This is a genomic window from Pseudoalteromonas aquimarina, from assembly GCF_049257255.1.
Classification (GTDB): domain Bacteria; phylum Pseudomonadota; class Gammaproteobacteria; order Enterobacterales; family Alteromonadaceae; genus Pseudoalteromonas.
On the sequence record NZ_JBMMUG010000005.1, the window covers coordinates 17,323 to 43,760 of the forward strand.

Consider the following 26,438-nt stretch of genomic DNA (forward strand, 5'->3'; position numbering starts at 1 on the left):
GTTGGCAAAAACCAACCGGGTATAGCAATCTGGGGAGAAGCTATTAAAACGCTGTACCCCGTAAGAGATACATCATCAACAGGATGTCCTTATAGGACGGCGCGCACTTTAACAAAGCAGGTACGCAAAATAAAGCTATATCGCGCTAAAATGCAAAGAAATGTAACGAACTGCATTAAAATCAAGCAAACTTAAATTTAAGATAAAAAAATAGCCAATATATATTATTGGCTATTTAAAAATCATATTAAAACATCAATATTTAATGCGCTTGTTCCCAATTGTCACCCGAATCAGCTTCAACTAGTAATGGCACATCAAGCTCAGCAGCCTCACTCATCAGTGAACAAATCTTATTGCTAAATTCATCTACCTTTTCAGCTTTGATTTCAAACACCAATTCATCGTGAACCTGCATGATCATTTCAATATCATCTTGTGATTGTGTTTTTAGCCAACCAGCAACATTTATCATTGCACGTTTAATAATATCAGCCGCAGTGCCTTGCATCGGTGCGTTAATCGCAGCGCGCTCTGCAGCTTTACGACGCGCACCATTTCGCGCATTAATATCAGGTAAATATAAACGGCGACCAAATAAGGTACTTACATAGCCTTTGTCGGCTGCCGCTTCGCGCGTGCGCTCCATATACTCAAGTACACCAGGGAAACGCTCAAAGTAGGTATCCATATAGTGTTGCGCTTCATTACGCGGGATATCTAATTGACGCGACAGGCCAAAGGCACTCATGCCATAAATTAAGCCGAAGTTTACTGCTTTTGCTTTACGTCGCATGTCAGATGTGACAGTTTCAAGTGGTACGCCAAACACTTCCGCAGCGGTCGCACTGTGAACATCTTTGCCTTCAGCAAACGCACTGAGTAATCCTTTATCTTGTGACAAGTGCGCCATAATACGTAACTCAATTTGGCTATAATCGGCAGCCATAATTAACTTACCAGGTGCAGCAACAAAGGCCTGACGAATGCGGCGACCTGCTTCATTGCGAATTGGAATATTCTGTAAATTAGGATCGCTTGAACTTAAACGCCCTGTCGCGGTAACCGCTTGATGATAAGAAGTGTGCACACGCTGTGTAACTTCATCAACCATCTTTGGTAATTTATCAGTATACGTTGATTTGAGTTTTGCTAAACCGCGATGCTCAATAATCAACTTAGGCAACGGATAATCATGTGCTAATTCTTGTAACACTTCTTCCGCTGTCGATGGCGCACCTTTTGGTGTTTTCTTAAGCACTGGCAAGCCAAGCTTTTCAAACAGAATACCTTGTAACTGCTTGGTCGAACTTAAATTAAACTCTTCACCGGCAATCTCATAGGCCTCTTTTTCCAACTCTTCAAGACGTGCCGCAATTTCAACACTTTGCTGTGCCAGCATTTGGCTATTAATATGAACACCGGTGCGTTCCATATTTGATAATACGCTAACTAAAGGCAGCTCTATGGTGTTAAATACTTCAACCAAGTCAGCTTCTTTTTCTAGCATTGGCCAAAGTGTATTATGTAAACGTAGCGTAATGTCGGCATCTTCAGCTGCGTAAGGTGCCGCTTTTTCTAGCTCAATTTGATTGAAGGTTAGCTGCGCTTTGCCTTTACCTGCAATTTCTTCAAAACTAATGTTTTTATGGCCGAGATATTTTAGCGCCAGTGAGTCCATATCATGTCGTGTGCCAACACTATTAAGCACATATGACTCAAGCATGGTATCAAAGCGAATACCATTAAGTTCAATACCCGCTCGCGCGAGTACACTTTTATCGTATTTAAGGTTTTGGCCTACTTTTGCTTTATTATGATCAGCTAAGATCGGTCTCAGCTTGCTCAATACCAAATCAAGATCTAGCTGTACAGGTGCACCTAAGTAATCATGTTTTAATGGTAAATAAGCTGCTTCACCTTCAGTTACAGCAAAGCTCATACCGACTAAATCGGCTTGCATATAATCAAGACTGGTAGTTTCTGTATCGAATGCAAATAACTCGGCTTTTTCTAACTTTGAAATCCAACTATCAAGCTGCGCTTCAGTTAAAATCGTTTCATAGTTAGCTTCAATTTGCTTAGCTGGTATTGTGCTTTCAACTTCTGCCGCTGGTGCGGTATTTCCATCAAGCAGCTCGCTTAACCAGCGTTTAAATTCACATTCACCATACAGTTTGATTAACTCATCAGTATTAGCTTCTGCAACTTTAAATGATTCAATATCTTGTTCAATTTCAACATCAAGCTTGATGGTTGCAAGTTCATAAGATAACTGTAATTGCTCTTTATTATCTTCCAGTTTTTTAGCCATGGTTTTGGAACCACGGAAACCAAGATCAGCAATCTTATCTAGATTGTCATAAAGCGAGTCAATAGAACCTAGCCCTTGTAACATCGCTAGTGCGGTTTTCTCACCAACACCAGGTACACCCGGAATGTTATCAACCTTGTCACCCATTAAAGCTAAAAAGTCGATAATAAGTTCTGGGCCAATACCAAATTTATTTACCACACCTTCTGGGTCTAAAATAGTATTGGTCATGGTGTTAATAAGCGTTACATGCTCATCAACTAACTGCGCCATATCCTTATCGCCTGTACTAATAAGTACATCACGTTTTTGCTCTGAGGCTTGTTTGGCAAGTGTACCAATAACATCATCGGCTTCAACACCAGGAATACTAATCAGTGGTAATCCCATTGCTTTGATAATGTTATGAATTGGCTCAATTTGACTGCGTAAATCATCAGGCATTGGTGGGCGATTTGCTTTGTATTCAGAATACATTTCATTGCGGAAAGTCGGCCCTTTTGCATCAAAGATCACAACCATATGACTTGGTGAATACTGCTTAACAAGACTTTTAAGCATGTTTATAACACCATAAATTGCGCCGGTTGCTTCGCCTTTAGAGTTTGTTAAATGCGGTGGAGCATGATAAGCACGGAATAAATATGATGAACCATCAACCAAGATCAACGGATTTTCAGAGATCTGAGCCATAAGCACTCGCCTTAAAACGATTTAAAAATAAATTGCCGATAGCATGCCATATCCCCGATAAGAAAACGAGAATTCAACTTCATTAAGCAAGAGAAATAAGCTTTCTGATTAAACATTAAACGGAGCGAGCAAAGATAAAACAAGCAAGGTAAGCATAAGCTGTGGATAAGTTTGTTAGTAAAGATGTAACAGAGCCTTCCCAGACTTTGAAAAAACAAAGAGAGAATCTAAAAATATGTTTATTTATTAATGGTTTAACAAGGCTAAAAACTAGCTTATTGTTATTATTATTAATTTTCCAAGATGTGGAAACTGCTAAACTTTTATCCTTAAAACTTAGAAAGGAACGTCCTAATCTCTAGCAGGGCAGTTACTCTACCAATAAAAGATCAAAGATCCTAGCGATCTTTTTATAATTTTTTTTTATTTACATCGTTTCTTTATAGCTAGAATATAGCGACAACTAAAATATTGATGTGGAGTGAAACAAACAATGAAAAAAGTAGCTGTAATTTTAAGTGGATGTGGTGTTTTTGACGGTGCTGAAATACATGAAGCAGTATTAACGCTACTTAATATTGAGTTACAAGGCGCAAGCTATCAATGCTTTGCACCCAACATTAATCAACATCATGTAATTAATCACCTTACAGGCGAAGAAATGCCTGAAAAGCGTAACGTGCTAATTGAAGCAGCACGAATTGCCCGAGGTGAAATCAAAGATCTTAATGAACTGAATATCAATGAATTTGATGCACTTGCATTACCTGGCGGTTTTGGCGCAGCAAAGAACCTATGTGACTTTGCTTTTAAAGGAGCTGAGTGTGAAATTAATGCTGATGTTGCAAACGCATGTCGCGCATTTGCCGAAGCTCAAAAACCAGCTGCTTATATTTGTATAGCTCCTGCACTTATTCCCCAAATTTACGCAAAAGGCACAGTAGCAACAATAGGTAACGATGCTGATACGGCCTCAGCTCTTAGCACCCTTGGCGCAACCCACCAAGATTGTGATGTAAATGATATTGTAGTGGACGCACACGCTAAGGTAATAAGTACACCAGCTTATATGCTTGCAACCAATATCCGTGAAGCAGCAAGTGGCATTGAAAAAGCAATCGCTGAATTAATCAAAATGAGCTAACTTTGATCAGCAACAAAAAGTTGCGCTAGCGCAACTTTTTAATATTTTAAGACTAATTAGCCATAACTAACCATTTTATAAATTGGCAGCAGACGTTATAATTGTGCTAATTTCCGTCTATTGTGATTGATCACCTCAATTTGTGAGCAAGTAAAAAAATGAAAAAATTAACAGCAGCATTACTAATGATGAGTGCAACTGTTGCAGTTGCAGCACCTTTTGATAACTCGTTAACTGAAGAAGCGATTAAAAAACGTATCGCGCCAGTTGGCTCTGTTTATTTAGCAGGTGCAGAACCAGTTGTTGCTGAACCAACAGGCCCTCGTACAGGTCAACAAGTATATCAAGCAAGCTGTTTTGGTTGTCATGGCACTGGCGCATTAGGTGCTCCAAAAACAAAAGCTGATTGGGACGCGCGTTTAGCAAAAGGTATGGATGTACTTATGCAACACGCTATTAATGGTTTTAATGCAATGCCACCTCGCGGTACATGTATGAACTGTTCAGATGATGAAATTAAAGGTGCAATTGAATTTATGGCACAAGGTAACTAAGCCAAATTTAATGTACTAAAAAAGCCGCTTTCTATAGCGGCTTTTTTATTGGTTAAAACATATATAACAGTTCAACTTAATATTAGAAAAAAATGGAATATACTGACAATTATTTAACTTTATATTTCAGTTACTTATAGCTTTACCTAAATCACCTACAGCATTGCTATTTAACTTTAAAAATGGAAAAATAAGGTTAAAAAATAAACAAGGGTAACTTTCGACGCTTCAAAAGTTTGCCTTACTGTTTCACAATTAAAAAATAATAAGAAATTGCAATGGAAGATGCTCCCACTTACAGTGCTTCACAGCAAAGAAAAATAAAGCGCTTAACAAGTTTAGTAAAGAAGTACCAAACCTCTTTGCAAACACAAAATGCCCTTTTACAGCTTTCTGAACAAGCGAGTAAAGTATCTGAGCTAACGCTTCTCTACCCTGCTATTCAACAAATTCTTGAAAACAGCCTGCCATGTCGTAATTTTTATGTGGTGCTTTTTAACCCCTGTATTGGCGAATTAGAGCTAACCTATTTTGTCGATGAAGTCGATGGCATCCATTTGCCTATTCAAGCACAGCAAACAGGCATGTTAGATAACTCACTAACTGGGTTAGTTTTTAAAACAGGCCGTGCCAAACTATTTAACAAAGAACAAATTGCTGAGTGCGAAATTAAAGGTATTTGTCGTGTTATGGGCACGCCTTGTGAGTATTGGTTAGGTGTTCCAATTCATCATGATGGTAAAGTTATCGGCGTAATGGCAACACAAAGTTATGATGTTAATCAGCCATTTGATGAAAGCCAAATAGCCTTATTTGAAACCATTGCATTCTATTTCAGTACCGCTGTTGAACGTGTTAAAAAACGCCAATATATGGCGCAGCAAGTGGAAGAACGTACTGAGCAACTACGCTTAGAAGTAGCGCGAAATCAAGAGACCATTCGCAAACAAAATATTCTCTACGCGATTTCTAAACTTGCTACAAAAAGTCTTAACAATCAGGATTTTTTTAAACGAGTTCACAGCATTATTAATGAAGAAGTTTTTGCTAAAAACCTGTTTATAGCCTTGTATGACCGAGCTGAAAATATTATTAGTTGCCCTTATGCGGTTGATGAAATGTCATCAGATTATAAGCCCCGTACTTTTTCAAAAGGGCTTACTGAATTTGTTATTAATTCTGGTAAAACCGAGCTATTTGATCAAAATCGGATCTTAAACGAAGTTGCCAAAGGCAACGTCGAGTTACCTGCAAAATTTAACAATTCACCTTTACCTACCTCGTGGATTGGTGTGCCCTTATATCACCGCCAACAGGTCATTGGTGTTTTGGCGTGCCAAGCATTTAATGGCGAATACCATTATAAACAATCTGATATAGAGCTAATTTCATTCGTCTCTGAGCAAATATCAAATGTTGTGGTTAAGCATTTAGCCGACAACCAATTAGAACAAAGAGTTAAAGAAAAAACCGCAGAGCTACAACAGGCAAATATTCACCTGCAATTGCAAATTGAAGAGCGCAAAAAGATTGAACGTCAGTTATTTCATGATGCTCACCATGATAATTTAACCGGCCTTGCCAATCGCAGCTTGTTTATATCTCAGCTTGATAAAACGTTACAGCGCAACAAACGCGATAAATCTCATTGTTTTGCAGTAATGTTTATCGACTTAGATAACTTTAAAGATATCAACGATACTCTTGGGCACCACGCTGGAGATAAGTTTTTAAAATCAACCGCCAACGAGTTTTCTACCTGTATTCGCGAACATGATCTGTTGGCGCGTTTCGGTGGTGATGAGTTTGTAATTTTATTAACGCACCTTCAACATAAAGATGAAGCAAAACAAATTGCAAAACGTATTATCAAAATTATGAATAAACCGTTTTGTATCAATGAGCAATGCATCAAAAGTGGTGCAAGTATTGGCATTGCATATAGCAATAAAGCCTATGCCAGCACTGATGAAATTATTCGCGATGCTGATAGTGCAATGTATCAAGCGAAAAAATCAGGTAAAGGCACTATTAAACTGGCATCTTCAGAGCATATACCTAGAAATAACTTAGTTATCGCAAATGAGATTAATACCGGTCAGTTGAGCTTTGTGAAATCAAACATCATCAACCTACAAAAAGAAACAGGTGTCGCTACCTATTTTAACCCTCATTTAACGCTGGAATCTGGTGCCATAATTGCCTTAAATCATTTGCTGCAAGAACAGCACCCAGCCATTGATTATTGCGACTACTTGTTAAATCAAGTATTACCTCATGTTGTTCAACATGATACGGTGTTTTTACAACTGCATGCGAGTATCTTGGCAAATGAATTTGAACATTTTAGCCAACAGCTGGCTAAGTCACGCCATGATATTTGTTGGTTAATTAATGACAGTAACCTAGCAGAACTGTCAACAAAGCAAATTGAAAACCTACAACAGCTTAAAAAAATGGGATTCAAGATTGGTGTTATTGAGGTAGCACGACAACAAATTGACCTAGTAAAACTAACCTGCATTGAATTTGATTATTTGCTATTGGATTTAAGTTTTTGCCGCAAGTTAATTAATGAAAAACTTGCTCAACAGCAATTAGCAGCACTTATTGCACTAACCCAAAATACAACCTGCAATATTGTTGCTACAGGCCCTGCAATTGTGAACTTCCAATCGACACTGAAAAAACTTGGGGTTAATTTATTTTTAAGCCCATTAACGCAGGAAACTGAGCAGCTTTCGTCAGTTGAAACTAAACAAAAGCCACACAGTAAATCGGCAGAGCAATAACTTATTTTTTAAGCATTGCGCGTAAGTTAGCAACCCTTGCTTGGCCTTTTTCCATACGTTGTTGTTGGTTTTGCGGCTGTTTTCGCATTTCGTATGCAAGGTCGTCTTGCGGCATTTCTGCGACAAAACGGCTTAGCTCAGGCGTAATTGTCTCACCAAACATTCTACGCTCTTTGGCGTAGGTTAAAATTAGCTCTTGCTGCGCACGAGTAATGCCTACATAGGCTAAACGCCTTTCTTCCTCAACGTTATCTTCATCTATGCTAGTTTGATGCGGCAGTAAACCTTCTTCCATCCCCACCATAAATACATATGGATATTCGAGACCTTTTGACGCGTGCAATGTCAGTAATTGCACTGCATCAGATTCATCCTCTTCTTCGTTGCGTTCAAGCATGTCGCGTAGTGTCAGCTTCATTACTACTTCTGGTAATGTTAGCGGTGGGTTTTCACTACTGCCAACTAACATATCAGTAATCCAGCGATACAATTCCGACACGTTTTTCATACGCATTTCAGCAGCTTTGGCGCTGGTTGAGGTTTCATACAAATAGTCTTCGTAGTTAATCTCACGCACCATATCTTTAACTGCTTCAAGGGTATCACCGCGAGTGGCACGGTCAGAAAGCTCAACAACCCAGCGTGCAAAGCCCATTAAGGCATTGTAACCACGCCCCGTTAAGCGCGACGACAGCTCAGGCTCAAAACACGCAGCAAATAAACTAATGTGTTTTTCATTTGCCAGTGAACCTAACTTTTCTAGAGTAACAGGCCCAATTTCACGTCTTGGTGTATTTACGATACGTAAAAAAGCGTTATCGTCATCTTGATTCACCAACAAGCGCAAGTAAGCCATAATGTCTTTAATTTCTGCACGAGAGAAAAACGACATACCGCCACTTATTTTATAAGGAATATGGCTTCCCATCAGTGCTTTTTCAAACACCCGAGCTTGGTGATTACCACGGTACAAAATCGCATAGTCTTTAAAGCTGGTACGCTTCATAAATTTGTGCGAAATAATCTCAGCAACAACTCGTTCGGCTTCATGCTCTTCATCTTTAGTGGCAATGACCTTAATTTGTTCACCGTATGCCAATTCACTAAACAGTTTTTTATCAAACACATGTGGGTTATTAGCAATCAGAATATTAGCTGATTTAAGAATACGCCCCGCGCTTCGGTAGTTTTGTTCAAGCTTAATCAAACGTAACCCAGGAAAGTCTTTACTTAATAACACCAAGTTTTGCGGCTTTGCACCACGCCAAGAATAAATACTTTGGTCATCATCACCTACCACTGTAAAGCGCGCACGTTCACCTACCAATAGCTTAACTAATTGATATTGGCTGGTATTAGTATCTTGATATTCATCCACTAATAAATAACGAAAACGATCCTGCCAACGATCGCGCACATCAGGATTAGCAGCCAGAAGCAGTGTTGGGATCATAATTAAGTCGTCAAAGTCGAGTGCGTTATATGCACGCAACTGATTTTGAAAACGCGCATATAATTGGGCAAATAAGACTTTTTGTTGCTCGCGCGCTTCAGCAATTGCTTGTTGAGGTACGATAAGGTCGTTCTTCCAATTGGAGATCTGCATTTTTAATAAATTAAGCAGATCTTTATCGCCTTTCAATTCAGGTTCGGTCAATTCAGCAAGCAACTGATTGGTATCTTGATCATCAAACAGCGAAAAACCCGGTTTAAAACCTAAGGTATTAAGCTCTTTTTTAATGATTTCTAACCCTAAGGTGTGAAACGTTGATACCCAAAGCCCTTTCGCTTCATGCTTACCAAGTGTTTGTGCCACACGCTCACGCATTTCTTTTGCGGCTTTATTGGTAAAGGTTACCGCAGCGATATTACGCGCTTTGTATTCACATTTTTGCACTAAGTAGGCAATTTTATTGGTAATTACACGGGTTTTGCCTGAACCAGCACCAGCGAGAACCAAGCAGGGCCCGCTAATATATTTAACCGCTTCATCTTGTTTAGGGTTGAGTTTCATTAAAATCGCTTGCGTTAACACAACAAAGAAAGGGATTTTAAAATGCCACTATGCCAGGCGCAAGGATTGTCTTTGCTGGCTCGTCATGATGCGTTAAACTATGTGCAGTTTTTAATAATAGATTTTGACTATGATTAACCCAGCCAAACTTGAAGAAATTGCAAAGCAAATTACTGAAAACATGCCACAAGGTGTTAAAAATCTTGCTGACACAATTGAAGGTAAAACCAAACAAGCGATTCAAAATAAATTAAGCGAAATGGACTTTGTTAGTCGTGAAGATTTTGAAGTGCAGAGCCAAGTATTACTAAGAACACGTGAGAAACTAGCTATTCTTGAGCAGCGTGTATCTGAACTTGAAGCAAAGCTTGCAAATAAAGACGCAGAATAAAAAAGAAGCTAAAGCGCTTCTTTTTCTTTTGCCTTTAGTTTCGCCAGTTCACTATTAAAAGCATCTAAAAACCAACGGTGCTGAGCTAAGAAGTCATTTGAAAAGTAAACCGAAAAGTCACGACTTGCTTCGGTTGTACTGGCTATTTTTGCGTTATTTGCAACATTGTTTGACAGAGCATGTAAAAAGACACTCTCTGAAAGAAAAACAGCATCTAATCTGTCGGCCAATAACATTTCCACCAAAGTTTCTACATCATTACTTAACGTGGTAATTACGTAGTTATTATCTTGTAACCACACTTGAGTATTAGTATTTAACAAAGTGCCAATTCTGGCCTGTGCTTTAAACTGCGGTGCTTGTAAATCAATTGGGTTACTCTCTTTGTAAAACCAACTCCAATTATTAATAAGAACAGCGTCACTGATTTTAGCGATACGATCCCGATAATGATTTTGTGTTGCTAAAAAGAAGCCATCTATTTTGCCACCACGTAACTCTCTAAGTGCAATGCCATAATTAGCCACCAGCTCAAATTCATAATTGAGTTCCATGTTATTAAGCACTTTGGTGACACGCTCTATACCTTGACCTGCTAGCTGTTTGTTTTCATCTAGATAGATATATGGCGGAAAGTTAGGCACCGCGAAACGTAAATGTATTTTATCCGAAGTTGTGGATTCTTGCGCTTCGGCAAATGCATCAAAACCTAATAACGCTAGGCAAATACTAACGACTAAACACACCTTGAACGGCACTGTTATAAATTTTTGCCACATTGTTCGCCCCATTTATGCTGGTTTCTAAATCTCTAATATGGCCATCAGCCAACCCATAAATCCAGCCATGGACTTCTAATGCTTGCCCTCTTTCCCACGCATCCATCACGATATTTGTCTGGCACACATTTTTAACTTGTTCGATGACGTTAATTTCACATAAACGGTCAAACTTTTGCTGCTCACTGGCAGAACTATTAAGTTCAACTTCATACTTATCGCGCGCATCTACAACGTGTCTTAGCCAATTATCGATTAACCCTAATCGCACACCGTCAAGTGCGGCTTTAACACCGCCACAACCATAATGCCCCACCACCATAATGTGTTTTACTTTTAAAACCTCTACTGCATATTGTAGTACAGAGAGACAGTTATGATCAGTGTGTACCACCATATTTGCTACATTTCTATGAACAAATAATTCGCCAGGTAATAAGCCAACTATCTCATTGGCTGGTACACGGGAGTCGGCACAGCCTATCCATAAATATTCGGGATTTTGCTGCATTGAAAGAATCTTAAAAAACTCAGGATCCCGATCCGTTGTTTCTTTTGCCCACGAGCGATTCTTAACAAAAAGATGCGCTAATTTATTCATCAGTATTTGCGTTCCTGATAGTTTTTTAGGCTTTTGCCTGAATTAGTATATTTCTTGGTGTGATTTGTTTTTCACAAAACTCACTGAGTGTAACGCGGTAGCCAAATTGCTCCAAATATAAAACACGGTCAAGCACTAACCAAAGCTCAATCAAACGCCTAAAGCCATGACGTACTAACTCAATGCGCTGGGTAATCTGACGTCGTAGTTTGCCTTGTGCTAAATAAGCTGCGTAATCTATCTGTGCTGGTAAAGTAATATTCTTTTGCTTAGCAGCCCATGTACAAAAATCACTAAACTCACCAGAGAACAGCGCTTTTTTGGCTGACGGCACTGGAAGATAGCTGTCTTTATCAAGTACATCATCAAGCAAACAGTCAAAGGCTAAACGCCATACTGTTTCAGTTTCACGTAAACGTGAAATACGTTTACCTGAGGTAACCGTCTCTTGCAGTGCAAGCTTTAAATCACTGGCAGTAAAAGCAACCTGAGACTGCTTGGCAACCTCACTCATTGCAACATACTGCTCAGATTGCTGAAATAAATGATAACAACAGGGTGAAATGCTCATTAATTTAGTGCCTTTGGCAACACCATGTTTAATAAGTGCTTGGTGCAGCCCACCACAGGCATGAAGTGCCACCGCATGCTGCTCTTTGTGTAGATAATCTGCAGCACCTTCGGATAAAACATCCAATTCAGCCAGTTTAATATCCAAGCCAAATTGCTGCGCTAACTGCTGCCCTTCAGCAACTAACTGAGGCTGTATTTCAACGCTCTGTACTGGCACCTTGTGGGCAAAATGATATAACCGCCCTAAATGCCCTTTACCTGCGCACCACTCCAGCAGCGGTAAGTTTTGCTCTGCAGTTTGCATCACAAAGCTTTCTAACTGAGCAATTTTACTGCCTTTAATACCATTGGTAAGCCAAAACGGAAACTGAGCTGTTTGCTTATTTGCGCTTGGCAGTTGCAACAAGCTTTCAACATTATCTAACTCAGGAATAAGGTTTGCCAAGTAACGCTGTAACTCAACTTGATTACTTTCGAGCTGTTCAACATCATCATCAGATAACGCTAGCAGGATTTCTGTTAAATGCGGCCAAGGTATTTCGCGCGACGCAAAAGCAACACATTGCCAATAGGCTTGCGTTTTAGTTAATAGCGTATCGATTGCGGTAAAAAGTGCGGTGTGAGACATCTTCAACACAGGCTAAATTTGAATAGCGCTATGATAGCAAATCTTGCTGTGATGTTCAGAATAGAAAATGCCCCAATTATTGGGGCATTTAAATAAGTTGTTTACGTTAGCTGTTTGCTACCTGAGCAAGCTTTTGTGCTTTACTCGACAAAAATTGCAAATAACACGGATTGTCAGTTTCTTCTTGATAAGCATAAGCTAAGCGCTGTAAGTGTTCGCTAAAGGCCGCGTTATCTTGCTCAGGCACTTCAAATGCAGCCAATACATTTCCGGTTGCAGCACCATGATTGCGATAGTGGAATAAGCTGATATTCCAATTTGCGCCTAAAGTATCAAGAAAACGCTCTAGCGCACCTGGATATTCAGGAAACTCAAAACGAAATAAGCGCTCTGATAACTGCTCACCTGGTTTACCGCCAACCATATAACGCACGTGCAATTTAGCCAGCTCGTTATTGGTCATATCAACAAAAGCATAGCCTTTTTCAGTCAACTCTTGTTTTAAGCTCACCAGTTCCGCCTCACCATTGCGTAAGCCGACACCAACAAAGATTTCAGCATCACCAGGGCCTGTGTAGCGGTAGTTAAACTCAGTAATCGAGCGACCATTGAGTGCCTTACAGAAACTTTTAAAACTGCCTTTCTCTTCTTTAATAGTCACCGATAACAAAGCTTCGTTATGCTCACCTAGCGCTGTACGCTCTGCGACATAACGTAATCTATCAAAGTTAAGGTTTGCACCTGATAAAATTGCCGCAAGGTTTTTACCTTTAGTGCCTGTTTGCGCAACCCATTTTTTAAGCCCTGCGAGTGACAAACCACCTGAGGGCTCAGCAACAGCGCGGGTTGAGACAAAAATATCTTGCATCGCGGCACAGATTTCATCACTCGAAACGGTAATCACCTCATCACAGTATTTTTGTGCTAAGCGAAAAGTTTCTTTACCAATGATTTTAACTGCAACACCATCAGCAAAACTGCCAACGCGCTCTAGTTCAACCGGTTCGCCTGCTTCCATTGCGGCCTTTAAACAGGCACTGTCTTCAGCTTCAACACCGATCACTTTAATATCTGGGCGCAGTGATTTTAAGTAAATCGACATACCCGCCAATAAGCCACCGCCGCCTACCGGAATAAATACCGCATCAAGTAGTGGCAACTGCTGCATCAGTTCGCGCGCAATGGTGCCTTGCCCGATGATCACATCTTTATCATCGAACGGTGGTACAAATACTGCGCCTTCTTTTTCAGCAATTTCCAGTGCATAGGCATTCGCAGCATCAAAGTGATGGCCATGTAAAATAACTTCACCACCTAGATTGCGCACCGCATTTACTTTGATTTCTGGTGTAGTCACTGGCATTACAATACGTGCTGTATGACCAAGGTGACTTGCACTAAGTGCCACACCCTGAGCATGGTTACCCGCCGATGCTGTGACTACTTGCGAGCCTTTTGGTAACTGCTTTAATTTGTTATACGCACCGCGAAGTTTAAACGAATATACCGGCTGCTGATCTTCACGCTTTAACCAAATATGATTGCCAAGTTTCTGCTCAAGGCTAGTAACCGGGCTGACCTCCGTTACTTTTGCCAAGGGCTCCATATTGGCTTGGATAATAGCGCGAAAATAATCGAGCTCTTGGGAGACCATTAACTGAGCTCCTCTAACTTTTTAAGGTCGCGTACCGCGCCTTTATCAGCACTGGTTGCAAGTAATGCATAGGCTTTTAATGCTGGCGTTACACTGCGTACACGATCTACTGGTTTGTAGGCATCTTTACCGCGGGCTAATTGCTTTTCATGACGCGTGGCAAGTTCTTCATCGCTAACCATCATATCAATGCTGCGCTTGGTGATATCAATGACGATTTCATCGCCGTTTTCAACCAGCGCGATTGCACCTTGGCTAGCAGCTTCTGGCGAAGCATGGCCAATTGATAAGCCCGATGTACCACCAGAAAAACGACCATCCGTTAATAGCGCACAATCTTTATCTAATCCCATCGATTTTAGGTAGCTGGTCGGATACAACATTTCTTGCATACCTGGGCCACCTTTTGGCCCTTCGTAGCGGATGATAACCACATCCCCTTTTTCAATTTGGCCACCTAAGATGCCGTCAACTGCATCATCTTGAGATTCGAAAACTTTTGCAGTCCCTTTAAAAACCAACATGCCATCAGCAACACCGGCTGTTTTAACAATACAACCGTCTGGCGCAAGGTTGCCGTAAAGCACCGCTAAACCGCCATCTTGACTAAACGCATGTTCAACACTGCGGATACAGCCATTTTCACGGTCTAGGTCGAGTTCAGGCCAACGCGTTTCTTGGCTCATAGCTTTGGTGGTACGAATACCTGCTGGGCCCGCTTTATAGAATTTTTGCGCGGCGCTATTATCAGGGTTAGTGGCATCCCACTTTTCAATTAATTCACCTAAAGTACCACCAGCTACATGGCCTGCATTTAGTTCTAATTTTCCTGCTTTACCAAGCTCATTAAGAATACCCATAATGCCACCAGCGCGGTGTACATCTTCAATATGATATTCAGGTGTTGCTGGCGCTACTTTACATAAGAATGGGGTTTGACGTGAAAGCTGATCAATATGGGTCATATCAAAATCAACACCCGCCTCTTGCGCTGCGCCTATGATGTGTAACACCGTATTTGATGAACCACCCATTGCAATATCGAGTGTCATGGCATTCATAAATGCACTGCGATCAGCGATGTTGCGCGGTAATACTGAATCGTCTTCGTCGCGATAATAGCTACGACATAAATCGACAATACGGCGACCTGCTTCGACATAAAGTTGTTTACGGTCTTTATGTGTTGCTAATGTGGTACCGTTACCAGGCAGTGCTAATCCAAGCGCTTCCAATAAACAGTTCATTGAGTTAGCGGTGAACATACCTGAGCACGAACCACAGGTTGGGCAAGCACTACGCTCAACTTTATCTGAATCTTCATCACTTACCGAAGGATCAGCACCTTTTACCATGGCATCAACCAAATCGAGCTTGATATCAATTTCTGCAAGACGTGTTTTACCTGCTTCCATTGGACCGCCAGAAACAAAGATCACCGGAATATTTAAGCGAAGTGCAGCTAACAACATTCCTGGCGTGATTTTGTCACAGTTTGAAATACACACCATAGCATCCGCACAGTGCGCATTAACCATATATTCAACAGAGTCTGCAATTAGGTCGCGTGAAGGCAGTGAGTAAAGCATGCCGCCATGACCCATAGCGATACCATCATCAATCGCAATAGTATTAAATTCACGTGGTACACCACCTGCATCACGAATGGTTTCAGCCATCATTTCACTGAGTTGATTTAAGTGAACGTGACCCGGTACAAACTGGGTATACGAGTTCACCACAGCAATAATTGGTTTACCAAAGTCTTTATCTGTCATTCCAGTTGCACGCCACAGTGCACGAGCACCAGCACGTTTACGACCTTCAGTTGTTGTTGCACTTCTTAATTTAGCCATGGTTTACCTCTTTTTAGGGCTATGCCCTACTCCTCATTCCCAATAAATTTGTCGTTTTCGTATTATTCGTTGATTAGTGTTAACCAGCCATTTTCATCTTCTGTTTGGCCTTTTACTAAATCAAAATACGCTTGTTGCAGTTGCTCAGTAATTTCACCGCGTTTACCTGTACCAATCTCAATTTGATCTACGCTACGCACTGGTGTTACTTCTGCTGCAGTGCCCGTCATAAAGAACTCATCTGCAAGGTAAAGCGCTTCACGAGAGATAGGCTCTTCACGTACTTCAAAACCCGCTTTACGTGCTAAATACATCATAGTATCGCGTGTCAAACCCGGTAGAATTGCCGCAGTTGTTGGTGGTGTATAAATTACGCCGTTTTTAACAATAAATAGGTTTTCACCGGCACCTTCACTTAGGTAACCATTTACATCAAGTGCAATACCTTCAACGTAGCCATTACGTTTTGCTTCACCCGAAATAAGCTGTGACGATAAGTAGTTACCACCTGCTTTTGCTGCTGTTGGCATAGTGTTTGGTGCTAAACGGTTCCATGATGATACACAAGCATCAACACCCGCTTCTAATGCGCCATCACCTAAATACGTGCCCCACTCCATTGCCGCTACTGCAACATCTGCTTTATGAGATTTTGGATTAACGCCTAAACCTACATTACCTAAAAACGCAAACGGACGTAGATACGCATTTTTTAAACCATTTTCACGTACCGCTGCTTTACATGCTTCATTAATTTCATCTGCAGTGTAAGGAATTTGCATGCGATAAATTTTTGCTGAATCAAATAAACGTTTTGTATGATCTTGCAAACGGAAAATAGCCGGACCATTTGGCGTATCGTATGCGCGCACACCTTCAAATACTGAGCTACCATAATGGATTGCATGACTCAGTACATGCGTTGTTGCTTGCTCTTGTGGAACGATTTTGCCATTGAACCAAATTAAATCTGACATTCTATTAAACCTTTATAAATAGTAATTAGTTAGTTGCTGCTAGTGTGCGCGTATCCAGTATTTCAACTTGGTTCACTTCAACTAACTTTTTTAATTGTTGTGTTAATAAATAAATAGGTCGGTCACTGTCTACCATCATATTTACAATATACTTTTCTTCGCTACTCTCAATATTCATTGAGGTTAAATTAAACCCGCGGTGACGTGTTACACGTAAAAATCTTTCCAATGCAATGCTTTGTTGTTTCACTTCTATTGATAAGTTGTGCTTCATTTTGCCACCTCAGTTAGCATTTGATCGTTTGCGGCGCCTGGCGGTACTAATGGCCAAACATTTTCTTTATCATCTATACATGCGTGAAGAATATAAGGGCCTTCACTCGCCACTAATTTATCTATCGCAGCATCTACCTGATTTGCATGCGTGATGGTTTCACCAGGAATACCAAAAACAGCGGCCAATTGAACGAAATCAGGATTATCCGAAAGATTTGTTTCACTGTAGCGACCATCAAAGAAAAGTTGCTGCCATTGTCTAACCATACCTAAACGCTGGTTATCTAAAATAAGTAGTTTAACGGGTAAATTGTTACGGCGAATTGTGGCAAGCTCTTGAATGTTCATCATGATTGAACCATCGCCAGAAACCGTTAAAACAAAGTCGTTAGGACGTGCTATTTGCGCACCGATTGCAGCAGGTAAACCAAAGCCCATTGTGCCTGCACCACCGCTGCTTAAGTGATTACTCGGGTGCGAAAACTTCATATGTTGCGCTACCCACATTTGGTGCTGACCAACATCGCAGCACACTACACCATTATTAGGCATTAACTGGCTTAAACGATTTAGTAAATAAGGTGCATATACTTTTTCACCTGGGTAATCATAGCGCCATGCATATTGTTGTTGCATGCTGCTGATATGCGCCAACCACTCAGGGTTAGTTTTATGTGTTGCTAAATGCGGTAATGAATCTTTTAAATCAGCAACTAACGATGCATTAACAGGTTTACGCTTACCGACCTCAGCAGCATCAACATCTAAATGGATAACCTTAGCTTTACTGGCAAATTTAGCAAGGTTACCCGTAACACGGTCGTCAAAACGAGCACCAATACACAGCAATAAATCACATTCTTGCACAGCTAAGTTAGCCGCTTGACCACCATGCATACCTAACATACCTAAGTCATAAGAATAATCAGGTGTTACTGAACCTAGCGCCTTTAATGTGCTTACCGCAGGCATATTGGTCGCTGTTAAGAATTGCATAAGCTCTTCTTGCGCATCAGCCATTTGCACGCCACCACCAATATATGCCAATGGCTTCTTCGCTTGGCCTAGTAACTCATTGGCCTTGGCGAGTTCTGACTGTTTAAATTCAGGCTTGTAGTCATCTGCTGCTAACCAAGGCTGGTAAGTTACAGCGCCCATTTGAATGTCTTTTGGAATATCAACAAGTACTGGGCCAGGGCGACCCGACTGCGCCAAGTGCATTGCTTCTTGCAGTATTTCAGCTAAATCTTCTGCACGTTCTACCATGTAACTGTGCTTAGTGCAGCTCAATGACATACCGAGTACATCAACTTCTTGGAAGGCATCTGAACCAATTGCTGCTGTAGGTACTTGTCCTGTAATTGCAAGTAGCGGCACAGAGTCCATCATGGCATCAGCAAGTGCAGTGATAAGGTTTGTTGCACCTGGGCCTGAAGTTGCAAAACAAACTCCTAATTTACCAGTGCTTCTGGCATAACCTACAGCGGCAAAACCCGCGCCTTGTTCATGACGGGTAAGATAGTGTTTAACAGGCGAGCCGTACAAAGCATCGTAAATCGGCATAATGGCACCACCAGGGTAACCAAATACCTCTTTCACGCCATGTTTGGCTAATAAATCGATTGTTAACTCTGCACCTGTCATTTTCTCTACCCTGTGATGTTTACTACTTGCTCATTTTCTTACTGCCAAAAAAAAGCCCCCGGACTTTTCAGTTCGGGGGCTCTCTCAATGCTTAACTTTTGCTACAGCACTACGAAGCCCCCGCGGTAATAATAATCACCACGTTAATAATTAGGACTAGTACGTTTACTGTTTTAAACATGTGTTTAAGCAACCATAAATTCTTTACAAAAATAGCCAAACACCTTCGTGCTTGGCTTCTTTTTTATTAGTATCGTTTATAGGCCAAAAAGTCAATCAAGAAATCTATGCAAATTTAAATTAAGAAAAACCATTTAAAATCAAAATAAACAACCAAAAACCATAAAATTGGATAAAAAATCCATTTTATACAATTTTCGAGATTATGTATGCGAAGTAAGATAGTTATTTGAATATCAGTTTAATTTTGCAAAGCTTATAACTTTTTTGTTAAAAAATAAGCAAAGACTAATATTGTGCTATCAAGTACACTGCTTATTAAAATTAAAAGCTCACAGCAAGGATCCGCAATGCGATTTTTCTTACTACTCAAAATCCTTTTATTACCTTTCTTTTTACTTAGCTTTGCTCAACCAGTTTTTGCAAATAGCAAAATTACCCCCTCTCTCTGGCAAGTTGAAAAAAATGGTGTGACATCTTACTTACTTGGCACAGTTCACCTTGGTGATCAACAAATGGCAGGCCTGCCGAGCTATGTAAAAAAGGCAATTGAAAAAACAGAAAAGCTCGTTGTTGAAGTCGATTTATCTAAAATAAATCCCCTTGAGCAACAACAAATCATGATTAGCTACATGATGTTACCTCCAGGCAAAACCCTGAAATCAGAAATATCAGCTAAAAATTACAAAGCCCTAAGTAACTACCTGACCAAGCAAGGTTTAAGTATGGAGTTATTCCAGCCAATGCAACCCTTTGCTGTTATGTTACAAATTACCTTAATGGAATATAAAAAAGCAGGTTATCAAGATACCTATGGTATTGATAAGCAAGTAATGAATGTTGCTCAGCGTTTACAAATCCCAATAATGCAATTAGAAACCCTAGAGCAACAAATGGGCATGTTTAAAAGCTTTAACAAACACAACAACAAAATGATTGAAGACGGTTTGAAAGAATTAGCGGATATGGATAAATACTTTAATCGTCTAATAGGCAGCTGGAAGCGCGGAGATGATGCAGCCCTTGAGAGTTATTACCGCGAAACCTTTACAGGCGACAGCTATAGCGCCTTAACTGAAAAAGTACTACTAACCAACCGTAATAAAGATTGGGTGAAGCAACTAAAATCAAAACTCACCAAACAACCGCATTTTATTGCTGTTGGCGCCTTGCATTTACATGGCCCTGAGGGCTTATTAGAGCTACTTAAAAAAGAAGGTTTTAAACTTTCGAAAAAAAATAAATAATTTTTTAAACCTTTTTAAACGATGGTTGCGACTTACTAAATAACTAACAGATAAAACTGATTAAAGCGCAGTCATCAAAAGGAATACAAACTATGAAAAAATTAGCGTTAGCAATGACTTTAATCGCAGCAAGCATTTCAACTAATCTTTATGCCGCTGACGAAAAACGCATTACCGAAACTCTTACAATGACTCAAGGTCAAAACCTAGAAATCGATTTCCCGGTTGGCAGCATTGAAATCATCACTGTTGATAGCAATGAGCTTAGCATTGAAATTGAAATCGAAGGTAAAGACGAAGGTTGGTTTTCAAAAAATCGCGATGTATCAAACATTGAGCTAAGCAAACGTGTTCGTGATAATCGCATTTCATTAGAAATTGATGAAGATAACCTAAACCAAGAGTGGGTAATTAAAGTGCCAAAATCAGCAGCCATTGATATTGAGGTGGGTGTTGGCAGCATTGAAATTCAGAAACTTGAAAACTCAGTAGAAGCTGAAGTAGGTGTAGGCTCAATTCGTATCGATACCGTACTTGATGACTTTAAGCGCATCGAATTATCAACTGGTGTTGGTGATACTAGCATTAAAGGCTTTAGTGGCGATTTAGAAAGCTCACGCAACATTGTTAGTTCAGAAACACGTTACAGAGGTAACGGTGAACACAGCATCGAAGCGGAAGTGGGTGTAGGTGATATCAAGGTTCGTAAATAATCACCCAGAACTGAAGATTAAAAAAGGCGCTTAGAGCGCCTTTTTTATTTAGATTTTTTGTTCACCATGGTGCACATCTGCCAATCTAAATTTGGCGTTTGCATCGCCAAAAACATAAACCGAACATCTGCCCCAAGACTCTGGAATTTGCCACTTATTCCCTGACTCAACCAAAAATTGGGAATGATAATTATCGCAACGCACTTCAAGATTCGTTAAGTTACCACTCACATTATCAATCACGAAACCACTGCGCTCTAACTGATAACTCCAAAAATCGCGCTCACCTATTTTGGCATCAATCACTAATGGCTTATCACTAGCTAAATAAGCGGTTATTTGTTCGTAGTAAGGTGTTAATTTCGCTACATTCGGGTTTTCAGAATAATGCGTTTGCAAGTTTTCAAATATCGACTTTGCATCACCATAAAGCTGACGCTCAACAGCTAAACTAAACGCGCGCGTAGCAAAGGCACTGTATTGCTCTTCTTTTTGCAACTCGCGATAGCCCAATACATTCTTAATCGCGTTAAGTTCGGCTTCGTTATCTTTTGATTGTTCTGCAATCAATGAGTTAAGAATTGCATAATACATATCTTCATAGGCATTCCAGCGCCCTTTTTCTTCAATTTTTTTAGCAATTTCTTTTGCATCTTCTAGTTTATTTTCTTCAAGATAACGATTTGCTAAACGGTATTGTTTAAAGAACCACTTTGACGCACCTTTAGGGGTGTCGCTTAATTTGAAGTCCATTTGCACTTGATTGCGACACTGCTGAATCGCTTTACCATCCATTGTCGCAGGTGAATATTGCCACTTTTTAATGGATTTAAGTGCGTATGACTCAAATACTGGGTTAGATGAATTTTCCACAATCACATTAGATGTTGTGCCATCAGGCTCAACTACAAAACTCAATTGTACCCACCCTTCTTTACCCTCTTTAGCAGCACTAATTGGGTATTTTGGTGGCACACGTTTAATCGCCTCAGCATTAACGATGGTATTTAAATGTAGCTGCTCAGTTTTATTGATTACAGGATTATTCTCAGCTGCACTTAGCGCGCTAGCTGAAAACACAAGAAGTGAAAAGGCAATCATACTTAAATCCTTTTAGGTAAATAATTCTCAATACGTTACTCTTCATTGAAGTAAATTACAATGCTGCCACCGCTAAGTACACTGCCTTCGTTGTAATGCAAGCCAATGCCAATATTGTCAAACCATGATGTCCAAGGCCGTGTGTCGATAAGCAGACCACCCCCATATTCATAGTAATGACCTGTGCTAAAAGCACTGCGCGCATCACCGCCTAAATCAACGCGTTGGAATTTCAAATATATCGATTCGGTGTGTTTTAGTTTTTGATCTAACTTGACGGTAGCACGCACACTATTTGCAAAATACCAACCTGACGGCGTAGCTTCTCGTGTTGGCTCATCACCGCCAAATCCTTTACCAAAGAAGTGGTTATAACTTGATTTAACGAGCCAATGTCCCCAGCGACTTTCTTTTTTTCTGCTCAGCGTTAAACCAAAATCCGCTAACAAAGAATTAGCTGTGGTATTAAAATAAATTCCTTCCACTTCCGATTTTATAGCGCGGCTTTCAGGGCTTTTATAATCATGAATATTGTCATAATGCATTATGTGAGCACCGGCATTCCACTCTAATAACCAATTTTCATAGCGATAAAGTTCGCTTTCGTAATCACCGTATGCAGTAAAAATTTGATCATGGCTATCATCAGGGATAATTAAATTATCAAATAGCACTTCTTGTGATTGTGAGATATAAGAAAAATGGGTATTGATACGAGACTTCTCATCTAATTGATATGTATACGGAAGGGCAAAAACCTGTAACTGCTTACGTAAATCCAAGCTTTGATCATTATTATCATCACCCAGCTGCTCTAAAATATTAACAGGATCAAAGTTACCAAAACCAAATCGCACCACGTCTGAATCACTGAGCACCACAGACGATGCAAACGACTCTTCATAAGCTTTCTTTACCGTCGCATACGATGGCACGCAAAACAAGACAAAAAACAATAATCCTAACTTTCTCACAACAAACGTTTTTTATTTTAATTAGAGACAATTAGCGGTAGTTATACCATTAAACATAAGTAGATTGCAGCGAGCAAAAATAAATTTTATTGACATTTAGACGTCCAAAATGTTTCAATTGCCGCTCAATCACCCTATTTAAAGCAAGTTGCTTGTCATTAAGCAACTTGCTCAAGGGCTGGAAGAGGTGCGTTATTCAGGTAGTTCAGTTGAGGAGAGCAAACTCCAAAGACACTGAATGAGGGGAATTAACGCCGAGAGAATAATGTTTTTGCTAATACTTATTCTCGGGCGACTGGGCTGAATCCCAGCGACTGTCACCAATTACTTGATTACAAGTAAATAAGTTTGGTGGAGAGCTTCTGGTCTTAGAAAAATAAGGCCATTTGCCTTATCTATTTTTTAAGTCCATTGCTCTTCGAATTTTTAGTTGTTCGAAGTGGACTGAGCCTTCCCTTAGCCTATCTCCGAACACACATTAAGTTCGCTAGAGATGAAATCACAATTTAATTTAGCGCAGTACCCACTGTGGACTGCATTAGTCACACCGTTTAATGAAAATGGTGAGATTGATTTTGATAACTTAGCTCAACTTGTTAACGAGCAGCAAGATGCTAACAATGGCATTTTATTACTCGGCAGCACTGGTGAAGGCTTAGCATTAACCACTTCAGAGCAACAAGCTGTTGTCAGCTTTGTTTGCGATTTATCGCCAAACGTCCCTTTGATGGTTGCGGTTGGAGGTATCAACTTACCTGAGCAACTTTCATGGTTAGATTTTTGTAATCAACAACCTATTGATGCGCTTTTATTGGGCTCACCGCTATACGCAAAGCCGGGATTAAAAGGTCAAATACAATGGTTTGATGCATTACTTAGTGCAACTGAACTACCTTGCATGCTTTATAACGTGCCAGGACGAAGTGCTGTGGCACTTGCACCAGAGCTTTTATCTGCATTAGGGCACCACAAAAATCTTTGGGCATTAAAAGAAGCCAGTGGTGATATTAGCAAGTTCGAAGTCTTTAGAACCAGCAATCCGAATGTGGCTATTTACAGTGGCGATGATGCCTTAATGCCTTACTTTGCCCAAGCAGGCGCCAAAGGATTAGTCTCAGTTGCGGCAAACGCATGGCCTAAACAAACCGCAGAGTTTGTTCGCAGATCGCTTTCTGGTACGCCAAACTTATTTACTACATGGAGTGAGGCTGTAAATAGCTTATTTGAAGTGGCTAATCCTGTGCCTGTAAAAGTGCTAATGCATCAACAAGGCAAACTCAATACCCCTAATTTACGTCCACCGCTTACTCATCATGAGCTGGAATCACCTGCGGCAATTCTCGCTGCGAATCAAAAAATATTATCCTGGAATTAAGAGAGAAGTACTATGAACTGGCAAGAACTATTAAAAAACCTAGAAAATGGCTCTGTACGTGCAGCAAACCAAGATGAAAATGGTAACTGGCACGCAAATGTAGAAGTTAAAAAAGGCATTTTAGACGTTTTTAAAAATGGTACTAACACCGAATTCCCAGGTGGATTTGTAGATAAAGATAACCTTGCAGTACGTGGTTTTTCTGCTGAAGAAGGTGTACGTATGGTGCCAGGTGGTACGAGTGTTCGCCCAGGTGCGTATGTTGCAAGCGGCACAGTAATCATGCCACCAGCGTACGTTAATATTGGTGCTTACATCGACACAGGTACGATGGTAGATAGCCATGCTTTAGTTGGCTCATGTGCACAAATTGGTAAAAACGTACATTTAAGTGCAGCGGTACAAATTGGCGGCGTATTAGAACCTGTTGGCGCAAGCCCAGTTGTTATTGAAGACGATGCATTTATTGGTGCAGGCTGTGTAATTGTTGAAGGCGTTGTAGTTAAAAAAGGTGCAGTACTTGCTCCAGGTGTTCGCCTGTCTGCAACGATCCCTGTTTATGACTGTGTTAATGAGCGCGTATTAGAGAAAGGCGAGCCTATTCCTGAAAACGCGATTGTTATTCCGGGTTCTCGTCCAGCATCTAACCAGTGGGGTCGTGAGCAAGGGTTAAGCATGTCTTGTGCGCTTATTGTTAAATATCGTGATGAACAAAGCGATGCATCATTAGAATTGGAAGAGGCTTTACGTTAATGAGCTTCTTGAGCACACAACAGCGTCAAGTGCTGGCTGAACTATGCCAGCAAAACGATACTCCGTTCTATGTTTATGATCTTGATAAACTGGCAGCGCATTTAACCACCTTAACATCACAAAATGTGGTGAAACTATGGTATGCCGTTAAAGCCAACCCGCTATCTGAGATTATTCAAACGTTAGATAAATGCGGCTTTGACTTTGATGTCGCCAGTAGTGGCGAACTTAATCAAGTGCTCGCTCAGGGTATTGATGCTAAACGTGTGCTCAACACTGGACCTGCCAAATCTAAAAAGCAGATCCAACACTTTCTAAACAAAGGTGTTCGCACCTTTGTTGCCGAAAGTCATAATCAAGTGGTTTGGTTAAACCAAGCAGCAAGCGAACATGATATTAGGCTTCGCATATTATTGCGTGTTCAATTGCGTTGGCCAGACAGTGAAAAAAATCCACTTGGTGGCGACAGCTTAACACCGTTTGGGCTTGGCTGTGATGATTGGGCTTCACTTAATATTTCAGACTTCCCTGCGCTCGATTTTGCCGGTTTACATATTTTCCAGTGGGGCAATATGTTAAGCAGTGACAAACTTGCCGAGCTATGGCGCGCCATGATTGCACCACTTCAAACGTTAAGTGCTCAGCTTGGTTTTAAATTACGTATTTTGGATTTAGGCGGAGGCTTAGGCATCCCTTATACCGAACAAGCAGAGCGTTTAGTGTGGCCGCAATTATTAGATGCTCTTGATAACATCAAGCAGGCAGTTGGTTGTGATGAACTTTGGATGGAACTCGGCCGTTATGCTGTAGGTGAAATTGGTTTTTATGCCAACCCTGTCGTTGAGCAAAAACAAAACTATGGCGCTAATCAACTGATTGTTGCAGGCGGTATTAATCACATTTTACGCCCTGCAGTCACTAATCAAGCCTTCCCAGCAGAATTACTTCGCCACTCAAATGCTGAAACTAAGTCGTTTTTAGTGCACGGACCACTGTGTACTGCGCTAGATAGTTTAGGTGAGTTTTCGCTTGCAGCAGATATCAATGAAACTGACTGGCTGATTTTCTCACAGTGCGGAGCATATGGTTTTACTGAAAGTATGCCGTACTTTTTATGCCATGAATTACCTGCAGAATACACTGTTAAACAAGGGCAAGTAAGCTGTGTTAGACGTGCTGAAAGCGCTGATTATTACTTGAGATAA

The 26,438-nt window shown here is 40.5% G+C and carries 21 protein-coding genes and 1 riboswitch; of the genes, 9 read left to right on the forward strand and 12 right to left on the reverse strand.

Translation table 11 applies throughout. The annotated features are described in order from the left end of the window. Window positions 1-262 precede the first annotated feature (262 nt). Window positions 263-3,007, reverse strand: coding sequence for a DNA polymerase I (gene polA, locus AAEU29_RS13310; protein WP_421973814.1), 2,745 nt, complete (start codon window positions 3,005-3,007; stop codon window positions 263-265). Window positions 3,008-3,500: 493 nt separating this feature from the next. Here polA and elbB point away from each other — a divergent pair, with 493 nt between their 5' ends. The 3 genes from elbB (at window position 3,501) to AAEU29_RS13325 (ending at window position 7,497) form a co-directional block, all read left to right on the forward strand. Further along, a complete protein-coding gene (elbB, locus tag AAEU29_RS13315; protein WP_421973815.1) occupies window positions 3,501-4,151 on the forward strand; it encodes an isoprenoid biosynthesis glyoxalase ElbB in 651 nt (216 codons plus the stop codon). 158 nt (window positions 4,152-4,309) lie between these two features. Continuing rightward, complete coding sequence (locus tag AAEU29_RS13320; RefSeq protein WP_421973816.1) at window positions 4,310-4,705, forward strand: c-type cytochrome; 396 nt, start codon at window positions 4,310-4,312, stop codon at window positions 4,703-4,705. A 278-nt stretch (window positions 4,706-4,983) separates the two neighbouring features. Then, window positions 4,984-7,497 carry a bifunctional diguanylate cyclase/phosphodiesterase gene (locus tag AAEU29_RS13325; protein ID WP_421973817.1) on the forward strand — a complete coding sequence of 838 codons (2,514 nt, stop codon included), beginning with the start codon at window positions 4,984-4,986 and terminating at the stop codon, window positions 7,495-7,497. 1 nt (window position 7,498) lies between these two features. On the opposite strand, the gene rep is transcribed toward AAEU29_RS13325, so the two are convergent. After that, a complete protein-coding gene (rep, locus tag AAEU29_RS13330; protein ID WP_421973818.1) occupies window positions 7,499-9,511 on the reverse strand; it encodes a DNA helicase Rep in 2,013 nt (670 codons plus the stop codon). Between the two features lie 130 nt (window positions 9,512-9,641). Here rep and ubiK point away from each other — a divergent pair, with 130 nt between their 5' ends. Beyond that, on the forward strand, window positions 9,642-9,902 hold the full coding sequence (gene ubiK, locus AAEU29_RS13335) for a ubiquinone biosynthesis accessory factor UbiK (RefSeq protein ID WP_421973819.1): 261 nt from the start codon (window positions 9,642-9,644) through the stop codon (window positions 9,900-9,902). Between the two features lie 8 nt (window positions 9,903-9,910). On the opposite strand, the gene AAEU29_RS13340 is transcribed toward ubiK, so the two are convergent. The 8 genes from AAEU29_RS13340 to ilvG form a co-directional block, all read right to left on the reverse strand. Continuing rightward, window positions 9,911-10,681 (reverse strand): substrate-binding periplasmic protein, encoded by a 771-nt coding sequence (locus AAEU29_RS13340; RefSeq protein WP_421973820.1) that lies wholly within the window; start codon window positions 10,679-10,681, stop codon window positions 9,911-9,913. Beyond that, on the reverse strand, window positions 10,632-11,282 hold the full coding sequence (can, locus tag AAEU29_RS13345; protein WP_421973821.1) for a carbonate dehydratase: 651 nt from the start codon (window positions 11,280-11,282) through the stop codon (window positions 10,632-10,634). The genes AAEU29_RS13340 and can overlap by 50 nt, the downstream gene beginning before the upstream one ends. 25 nt (window positions 11,283-11,307) lie before the next feature. Next, a complete protein-coding gene (locus AAEU29_RS13350) occupies window positions 11,308-12,483 on the reverse strand; it encodes a methyltransferase (protein WP_421973822.1) in 1,176 nt (391 codons plus the stop codon). Window positions 12,484-12,589: 106 nt separating this feature from the next. Continuing rightward, on the reverse strand, window positions 12,590-14,137 hold the full coding sequence (gene ilvA, locus AAEU29_RS13355; RefSeq protein ID WP_421973823.1) for a threonine ammonia-lyase, biosynthetic: 1,548 nt from the start codon (window positions 14,135-14,137) through the stop codon (window positions 12,590-12,592). Further along, the gene (ilvD, locus tag AAEU29_RS13360; protein ID WP_421973824.1) at window positions 14,137-15,993 is read right to left on the reverse strand and encodes a dihydroxy-acid dehydratase; all 1,857 of its coding nucleotides are present in this window, start codon (window positions 15,991-15,993) and stop codon (window positions 14,137-14,139) included. Before ilvD ends, ilvA begins: the two co-directional genes overlap by 1 nt. A 62-nt stretch (window positions 15,994-16,055) precedes the next feature. Then, a complete protein-coding gene (locus tag AAEU29_RS13365; protein WP_421973825.1) occupies window positions 16,056-16,970 on the reverse strand; it encodes a branched-chain amino acid transaminase in 915 nt (304 codons plus the stop codon). Window positions 16,971-16,995: 25 nt separating this feature from the next. Next, complete coding sequence (gene ilvM / locus AAEU29_RS13370) at window positions 16,996-17,244, reverse strand: acetolactate synthase 2 small subunit (protein WP_274760887.1); 249 nt, start codon at window positions 17,242-17,244, stop codon at window positions 16,996-16,998. Then, on the reverse strand, window positions 17,241-18,890 hold the full coding sequence (gene ilvG, locus AAEU29_RS13375; protein ID WP_421973826.1) for an acetolactate synthase 2 catalytic subunit: 1,650 nt from the start codon (window positions 18,888-18,890) through the stop codon (window positions 17,241-17,243). Before ilvG ends, ilvM begins: the two co-directional genes overlap by 4 nt. 530 nt (window positions 18,891-19,420) lie before the next feature. On the opposite strand from ilvG, the gene AAEU29_RS13380 reads away from it, so the two are divergent. Both AAEU29_RS13380 and AAEU29_RS13385 read left to right on the forward strand, forming a co-directional pair. Further along, window positions 19,421-20,317, forward strand: coding sequence for a TraB/GumN family protein (locus tag AAEU29_RS13380; RefSeq protein ID WP_421973827.1), 897 nt, complete (start codon window positions 19,421-19,423; stop codon window positions 20,315-20,317). Window positions 20,318-20,409: 92 nt separating this feature from the next. Continuing rightward, entirely contained in the window at window positions 20,410-21,030 is a 621-nt protein-coding gene (locus tag AAEU29_RS13385; RefSeq protein WP_421973828.1) for a DUF4097 family beta strand repeat-containing protein, read from the forward strand. A gap of 48 nt (window positions 21,031-21,078) precedes the next feature. On the opposite strand, the gene AAEU29_RS13390 is transcribed toward AAEU29_RS13385, so the two are convergent. Further along, on the reverse strand, window positions 21,079-22,131 hold the full coding sequence (locus AAEU29_RS13390; RefSeq protein ID WP_421973829.1) for an energy transducer TonB: 1,053 nt from the start codon (window positions 22,129-22,131) through the stop codon (window positions 21,079-21,081). A gap of 35 nt (window positions 22,132-22,166) precedes the next feature. Then, complete coding sequence (locus tag AAEU29_RS13395) at window positions 22,167-23,105, reverse strand: Solitary outer membrane autotransporter beta-barrel domain (protein WP_421973830.1); 939 nt, start codon at window positions 23,103-23,105, stop codon at window positions 22,167-22,169. Window positions 23,106-23,279: 174 nt separating this feature from the next. Continuing rightward, window positions 23,280-23,475: riboswitch (Lysine riboswitch) on the forward strand. Between the two features lie 123 nt (window positions 23,476-23,598). Here AAEU29_RS13395 and dapA point away from each other — a divergent pair. Genes dapA through AAEU29_RS13410 form a run of 3 tightly spaced genes read left to right on the forward strand, consistent with a single transcriptional unit; the run spans window position 23,599 to window position 26,438 of the window. Continuing rightward, entirely contained in the window at window positions 23,599-24,480 is an 882-nt protein-coding gene (gene dapA / locus AAEU29_RS13400) for a 4-hydroxy-tetrahydrodipicolinate synthase (RefSeq protein ID WP_421973831.1), read from the forward strand. Window positions 24,481-24,492: 12 nt separating this feature from the next. Continuing rightward, window positions 24,493-25,233 (forward strand): 2,3,4,5-tetrahydropyridine-2,6-dicarboxylate N-succinyltransferase, encoded by a 741-nt coding sequence (locus AAEU29_RS13405; RefSeq protein ID WP_274760894.1) that lies wholly within the window; start codon window positions 24,493-24,495, stop codon window positions 25,231-25,233. Then, window positions 25,233-26,438 (forward strand): PLP-dependent decarboxylase, encoded by a 1,206-nt coding sequence (locus AAEU29_RS13410; protein WP_421973832.1) that lies wholly within the window; start codon window positions 25,233-25,235, stop codon window positions 26,436-26,438. The genes AAEU29_RS13405 and AAEU29_RS13410 overlap by 1 nt, the downstream gene beginning before the upstream one ends.

What these genes read in the sequence shown, in the direction of transcription:
- polA (WP_421973814.1), bottom strand. Translation starts at nt 3,007, where the DNA reads ATGGCTCAGATCTCTGAAAATCCGTTGATCTTGGTTGATGGTTCATCA.
- elbB (WP_421973815.1), top strand. Translation starts at nt 3,501, where the DNA reads ATGAAAAAAGTAGCTGTAATTTTAAGTGGATGTGGTGTTTTTGACGGT.
- AAEU29_RS13320 (WP_421973816.1), top strand. Translation starts at nt 4,310, where the DNA reads ATGAAAAAATTAACAGCAGCATTACTAATGATGAGTGCAACTGTTGCA.
- AAEU29_RS13325 (WP_421973817.1), top strand. Translation starts at nt 4,984, where the DNA reads ATGGAAGATGCTCCCACTTACAGTGCTTCACAGCAAAGAAAAATAAAG.
- rep (WP_421973818.1), bottom strand. Translation starts at nt 9,511, where the DNA reads ATGAAACTCAACCCTAAACAAGATGAAGCGGTTAAATATATTAGCGGG.
- ubiK (WP_421973819.1), top strand. Translation starts at nt 9,642, where the DNA reads ATGATTAACCCAGCCAAACTTGAAGAAATTGCAAAGCAAATTACTGAA.
- AAEU29_RS13340 (WP_421973820.1), bottom strand. Translation starts at nt 10,681, where the DNA reads ATGTGGCAAAAATTTATAACAGTGCCGTTCAAGGTGTGTTTAGTCGTT.
- can (WP_421973821.1), bottom strand. Translation starts at nt 11,282, where the DNA reads ATGAATAAATTAGCGCATCTTTTTGTTAAGAATCGCTCGTGGGCAAAA.
- AAEU29_RS13350 (WP_421973822.1), bottom strand. Translation starts at nt 12,483, where the DNA reads ATGTCTCACACCGCACTTTTTACCGCAATCGATACGCTATTAACTAAA.
- ilvA (WP_421973823.1), bottom strand. Translation starts at nt 14,137, where the DNA reads ATGGTCTCCCAAGAGCTCGATTATTTTCGCGCTATTATCCAAGCCAAT.
- ilvD (WP_421973824.1), bottom strand. Translation starts at nt 15,993, where the DNA reads ATGGCTAAATTAAGAAGTGCAACAACAACTGAAGGTCGTAAACGTGCT.
- AAEU29_RS13365 (WP_421973825.1), bottom strand. Translation starts at nt 16,970, where the DNA reads ATGTCAGATTTAATTTGGTTCAATGGCAAAATCGTTCCACAAGAGCAA.
- ilvM (WP_274760887.1), bottom strand. Translation starts at nt 17,244, where the DNA reads ATGAAGCACAACTTATCAATAGAAGTGAAACAACAAAGCATTGCATTG.
- ilvG (WP_421973826.1), bottom strand. Translation starts at nt 18,890, where the DNA reads ATGACAGGTGCAGAGTTAACAATCGATTTATTAGCCAAACATGGCGTG.
- AAEU29_RS13380 (WP_421973827.1), top strand. Translation starts at nt 19,421, where the DNA reads ATGCGATTTTTCTTACTACTCAAAATCCTTTTATTACCTTTCTTTTTA.
- AAEU29_RS13385 (WP_421973828.1), top strand. Translation starts at nt 20,410, where the DNA reads ATGAAAAAATTAGCGTTAGCAATGACTTTAATCGCAGCAAGCATTTCA.
- AAEU29_RS13390 (WP_421973829.1), bottom strand. Translation starts at nt 22,131, where the DNA reads ATGATTGCCTTTTCACTTCTTGTGTTTTCAGCTAGCGCGCTAAGTGCA.
- dapA (WP_421973831.1), top strand. Translation starts at nt 23,599, where the DNA reads ATGAAATCACAATTTAATTTAGCGCAGTACCCACTGTGGACTGCATTA.
- AAEU29_RS13405 (WP_274760894.1), top strand. Translation starts at nt 24,493, where the DNA reads ATGAACTGGCAAGAACTATTAAAAAACCTAGAAAATGGCTCTGTACGT.
- AAEU29_RS13410 (WP_421973832.1), top strand. Translation starts at nt 25,233, where the DNA reads ATGAGCTTCTTGAGCACACAACAGCGTCAAGTGCTGGCTGAACTATGC.